Genomic DNA, 5,632 nt, shown 5'->3' on the forward strand with positions numbered 1-5,632 from the left:
ATGCACCTGCTCAGGACCCAGCCCGGCGGTTTCGTCTCGGAAGACAACATTGCCGACTTAGGCCAAACCCCCGCTGAACTGGTGATCCTGTGCAGCGGCGACTCCAGCCTGGCACTGCTCGCCGAAGCGGCTCAGCAGTTACCCGACGACTACCCCAGCTTTCGCCTGGCCAACCCGATGCAGGTGCAGAACCATGCCTCGGTCGACCTGTACGTGGACGAGGTGCTGCGCCACGCCAAGGTCATCCTGATTTCGCTGCACGGCGGCATCGGTTATTGGCGCTACGGCATCGAGCGCCTGGTGAAGTTGGCCGAGCGTGGCGTGCAACTGATCCTGGTGCCGGGCGATGATCGCCCGGACCCGGAACTCAGCGGCTTGAGCACCGTAGGCGTGGACGCGCGCGACCGCCTGTGGCACTTCCTGCGCCAGGGCGGCCTGGGCAACGCGCTGGATTTCTATCGTTGCCTGGCAAGCAGCTACCTGGCCCGCGACTATGCCTGGGCCGAACCGCAAAGCCTGCCGCGCACCGCGATTTATCACCCGCATAAAGCCAACCCGCGCTTGAATGACTGGCAGTCGGATTGGCAGGCAGACTGGCCGGTAGCCGCCGTGCTGTTCTACCGCTCGCATTTGCAGGCGGCCAATACCGGGTTTATCGACGTGTTCTGCCAACGCTTGCAAGCGGCGGGTCTTAACCCGTTGCCGATAGCGGTGGCCAGTTTGAAAGAGCCCGGCTGCCTGACGGTGGTCGAAGACTGGCTGGATGACGTGCAGGCGGCGGTGATTCTGAACACCACCGGCTTTGCCCAGTCCAGCCCGGAAGCCCCGCATTTGCGCCCGTTCCGGCGCAATATTCCGGTGATCCAGGCGATTTGCGCCCAGGACAACCAGCCCGGCTGGGAGGCCAGCGAGCAAGGCCTCGGCCCGCGCGACCTGGCGATGCATATTGCCTTGCCGGAGCTGGACGGGCGCATTATCAGCCGTCCCATCAGCTTCAAAGACCTGGCCTGGCGCAGTGAGCGCAGCCAGTCCGACGTGGTGTGTTACCGCGCTGCGCCCGAGCGTATGGATTTCGTCGCCGAGCTGGCGCGGCGTTGGGTTGAGCTGGCGCGGGTGCCGAATGCGCAAAAGCGCATCGCGCTGATCCTCGCCAACTACCCGACCCGCGACGGCCGCATCGGCAATGGCGTGGGCCTGGATACCCCGGCGGCGGCGCTGAATATCCTGCGCGCGCTGCAAGCCGACGGTTATCCGGTGCCCAGTGAGTTGCCGCACAGCGGCACGGCCTTGATTCATGAGCTGCTTGGCGGCGTGACCAACGATCTGGACAGCCTCGACCTGCGCCCGTGCCACCAAAGCCTGGGCCTGGACGACTACGAGGCGATGTTCAAGCGCCTGCCGGAAGCCAATCGCCAGGCGGTACTGGAGCGCTGGGGCACGCCGCAGAACGATCCGATGTGCCGCGACGGCCGCATGATGATCGCCGGCCTGCGCCTGGGCCTGACCTTCGTCGGCATCCAGCCGGCGCGGGGTTATCAGGTGGACCACAGCGCGGTCTATCACGACCCGGACCTGGTGCCGCCCCACGGCTATTTGGCGTTCTACTTTTGGTTGCGCCACACCTACGGCGCCCATGGCGTGATCCACGTGGGCAAGCACGGCAACCTCGAATGGCTGCCGGGCAAGGGCGTGGGGCTGTCGGAAAACTGCTGGCCCGACGCGCTGCTGGGGCCGTTGCCGAATATCTACCCGTTTATCGTCAACGACCCGGGCGAGGGCGCCCAGGCCAAGCGGCGCACTCAAGCGGTGATCATCGACCACTTGATGCCGCCACTGACGCGGGCCGAGACCTACGGCCCGCTGCGTAACCTGGAGCTGTTGGCCGACGAATATTACGAGGCGCAATTGCTGGACCCGCGCCGCGCCCTTGAATTGCAAAAAGACATTCTCAAGCTGGTGCGCGAAACCCATATCGATCAGGAGCTGGAGCTGGACAACGACGCCGACGCCGCGATCTGGTTGCCGCGCCTGGACACTTACCTGTGCGACTTGAAGGAGTCGCAGATCCGCGACGGCCTGCATATTTTTGGCGAGTCGCCCGACGGCCGTTTGCGCATCGACACCTTGCTGGCCTTGCTGCGCATTCCGCGCGGCGATGGGCGTGGTCCGCAGTCGAGCTTGCTGCGCGTTTTGGCCAAGGCGTTTGCGCTGGGCTTCGACCCACTCGATTGTGCGCTGGCCGAGCCGTGGACCGGGCGTCGCCCCGAGGTGCTGCAAGCCATTGATCCGCAGCTCTGGCGCACTGCCGGTGATACCCGCGAGCGCCTGGAGTTATACGCCGCGCGGCTGATCGAACAAGCGCTGGAAGGGCCGCTCGAGCAACTGGAGGAACCCGGCTGGGAGGACGTGAAGGCGGTCATCGAAAGCCTGCGCATCGTCGTGGCGCCACGCCTGGATGCGTGCGGGCCGGCGGAAATGCGCGGTTTGCTGGATGCGTTAAGTGGCCGCTTTGTACCCGCAGGCCCCAGCGGCGCACCGAGTCGTGGGCGCCTGGATGTGCTGCCCACCGGGCGCAATTTCTTTACCGTGGATGTGCGTAACCTGCCCACCACTACCGCCTGGCGCATCGGCTTTCAATCCGCCAACCTGATCCTTGAGCGGCACCTGCAAGACCACGGCGACCACCTGCGCCAGCTCGGCCTGTCGGTCTGGGGCACTGCCACCATGCGTACCGGCGGTGATGATATTGCCCAGGCCATGGCGCTGATGGGCGTACGCCCGGTGTGGGCCACCGGCAGCCAGCGCGTGGATGACTTCGAGATTCTGCCGATCAGTTTGTTGGATCGCCCGCGCGTCGATGTGACGCTGCGCGTGTCCGGGTTCTTCCGCGATGCCTTTGCCAACCTGATCCGGCTGTTTGATGCAGCCGTGCAAGCGGTGGCCGCCCTGGATGAGCCGGATGCCATGAACCCGCTGGCGGCCAAGGTGCGCAGCGAGCGCGAGGCGCTGCTCAGCGCGGGCCTGGATGAAGAGGCAGCGGCGAAACAGGCCGGCTGGCGCATCTTTGGCGCCAAGCCTGGCGCCTACGGCGCGGGCGTACAGGGTGCGATTGATGGTCGCTTGTGGCAGAGCCGCGAGGATTTGGCCGAGGTCTACCTGAACTGGGGCGGCTATGCGTATGGCGGTGCCGACGAAGGCACTGCCGCCCGCGAACAGTTCGCCCAGCGCCTGAGCCAGGTGCAGGCGGTCCTGCAGAACCAGGACAACCGCGAGCACGACCTGCTCGATTCCAACGACTACTACCAATTCCAGGGCGGCATGCTCGCCGCCGTGGAAACCCTGAGCGGTGACAAGGCCGCCAGCTATCATGGCGACCATAGCCAGCCGGACCTGCCCAGGATCCGTACCCTGAAGGAAGAGCTGAACCGGGTTATCCGTTCCCGTGCCGCCAACCCCAAATGGATCGAAGGCGTGAAGCGCCATGGCTATAAAGGCGCGTTCGAAATGGCCGCGACGGTGGACAATCTGTTCGCGTTCGACGCCACCACTGCGCTGATTGATGATCACCAATACGCCTTGCTCGCCGACGCCTATTTGCTCGACCCTGACACCCGGGCGTTTGTGCAGCAGCACAACCCCGATGCCCTGCGCGACATGACCGAGCGTATGCTCGAAGCCCAGCAGCGCGGCATGTGGCAAGCGCCGGGCGCGTATCGCGAGGCGTTGGAAAACCTGTTGCTGGACATAGAAGAAGACAGCTGATGACTGATATTGCGCATTTCCCGCTGTCCGCCGTGGTCGGCGCCGACGACTTGAAACTGGCCCTGTGCCTCACCGCCATCGACCCGAAAATCGGCGGCGTGCTGATCGAAGGCCCGCGCGGCATGGCCAAGTCCACGTTGGCCCGAGGCCTGGCGGATTTGTTGGCCAGCGGGCAGTTTGTCACCTTGCCGTTGGGCGCTACCGAAGAGCGGCTGGTGGGCACGTTGGATCTGGACGCAGCGCTGGGCGAAGGCCGCGCGCAATTTTCCCCCGGCGTCCTGGCCAAGGCTGACGGCGGCGTGCTGTACGTTGATGAAGTCAACTTACTGCCTGATCACCTGGTGGACCTGCTGCTCGATGTGGCCGCCAGCGGCACCAACCTGATCGAGCGCGACGGCATTTCCCACCGGCATTCGGCACGCTTTGTATTGATCGGCACCATGAACCCGGAAGAGGGCGAGTTGCGCCCGCAACTGCTCGACCGCTTTGGCTTCAATGTGGCCTTGAGCGGGCAAACCCTGCCCACCGAGCGCGGGCAGATTATCCGCCGCCGCCTGGATTTCGACAGCGATCCTGCCGCGTTTTGCAGCCAATGGGCTACGCAGCAAGCCGCCTTGCGCGATCGCTGCACCCAGGCGCGGGCGCGGCTCGACAGCATTGCCTTGGATGATCAGGCATTGGCGCAGATCACTGAGCGCTGTTTTGCCGCCGGTGTCGATGGCTTGCGCGCAGACCTTGTGTGGTTGCGCGGCGCGCGCGCCCATGCAGCCTGGCGCGGCGCGGGCGCTATCGCCGAGGAAGATATCGACACCGTGGCCGAATTTGCCTTGCGTCATCGTCGCCAGGTGCAGACGCCTCCGGCGAGCCCGCCCGATAAAGGCCAGGCGCCACAACCTTCGGACAGCTCACCCGGCCAAGGCCAATGGGGCGCTATGCCCGCAGCGCCGTTGCCCACGGGCGCGCGCCGGGATGTGCCCACCTGGCCAAAAAAGCCCTAGGCATTCGCCCCCGACCTGACGCGGGGGCGGATGCCCGGCCCAAGGCGGGGCGACTGGAAAAAGGCAGGCATGGCAAAGCGCGTAGCGCACCGTTTGGTTCGATCAACTGGCCGGGCACCTTGCTCGGTGGTCGCCCGCAAACCCGTGAGGATTTGGTGTACCACCTGCGCAGTCGTGCAGCCCATGAGTTGTGGCTGGTGATTGTCGATGCCTCGGCGTCCACCCGGCGCCATGGTGCGTTGAGTGACGCCAAAGGCTTGCTCGCCCAGTTGTTTGATGACGCGTATCGGCAACGGGCGCGCATGGCGTTACTGACGGCCAGCGGGCACGTGCCCAAATGGCAGGTGCAGGGGTTGAAAGCCGCCAAGGGCCTGACCGATTGGCTCGCTCAACTCGGTGCCGGCGGCGGCACGCCGTTGCTGGCGGCGCTGTCCGAAGCCGGGCATTGGCTGCACGCGCGGCGCAAGCGCTACCCGGCGGAGCAGCAGCGTTTGCTGGTAATTACCGATGGGCGGCTCAAAGATATCGCCGGATTAGCGGCGCTCGAGTGCCCGGGATTACTGGTGGATATCGAGCGCGGCCCGATCCAGCTCGGACGCGCCCAACAGCTGGCGCTTGCGTTGCAGTTGGACTATCGGCATATCGACAGCGTGCCGCTGCAATAAAAGTGAACGTTCCCTGATTCCCGCTTGTCCCCGCTTCCCATGTCACCCCCCGCCTGCCAAATCCCTTAATTTTTCAAGCCTGCCGGAAGCCGCTCCTGGCCCCCGGCTGTGCCCGCGATTTTATCAGGGCGCCCAGCACACCCGATGCAAGCGGCAGCTGAAAACGGACTTTCTCCTCAACCGTGACTTATCAGGCAGGTTACCCCC

Annotated in this window: 3 protein-coding genes; all 3 read left to right on the forward strand. The window is 65.0% G+C overall.

The features are described from left to right. Genes cobN through CPH89_RS22830 form a run of 3 tightly spaced genes read left to right on the forward strand, consistent with a single transcriptional unit; the run spans position 1 to position 5,425 of the window. Positions 1-3,762 carry a cobaltochelatase subunit CobN gene (gene cobN, locus CPH89_RS22820; protein ID WP_053256491.1) on the forward strand — a complete coding sequence of 1,254 codons (3,762 nt, stop codon included), beginning with the start codon at positions 1-3 and terminating at the stop codon, positions 3,760-3,762. Continuing rightward, the gene (locus CPH89_RS22825) at positions 3,762-4,760 is read left to right on the forward strand and encodes a magnesium chelatase ATPase subunit I (protein WP_053256490.1); all 999 of its coding nucleotides are present in this window, start codon (positions 3,762-3,764) and stop codon (positions 4,758-4,760) included. Before cobN ends, CPH89_RS22825 begins: the two co-directional genes overlap by 1 nt. Before the next feature lie 53 nt (positions 4,761-4,813). After that, positions 4,814-5,425, forward strand: a complete 612-nt coding sequence (locus CPH89_RS22830) for a vWA domain-containing protein (RefSeq protein WP_053256542.1) — start codon at positions 4,814-4,816, stop codon at positions 5,423-5,425. The last annotated feature ends 207 nt before the right edge of the window (positions 5,426-5,632 follow it).

The organism is Pseudomonas fluorescens, from assembly GCF_900215245.1.
Lineage (GTDB): Bacteria > Pseudomonadota > Gammaproteobacteria > Pseudomonadales > Pseudomonadaceae > Aquipseudomonas > Aquipseudomonas fluorescens.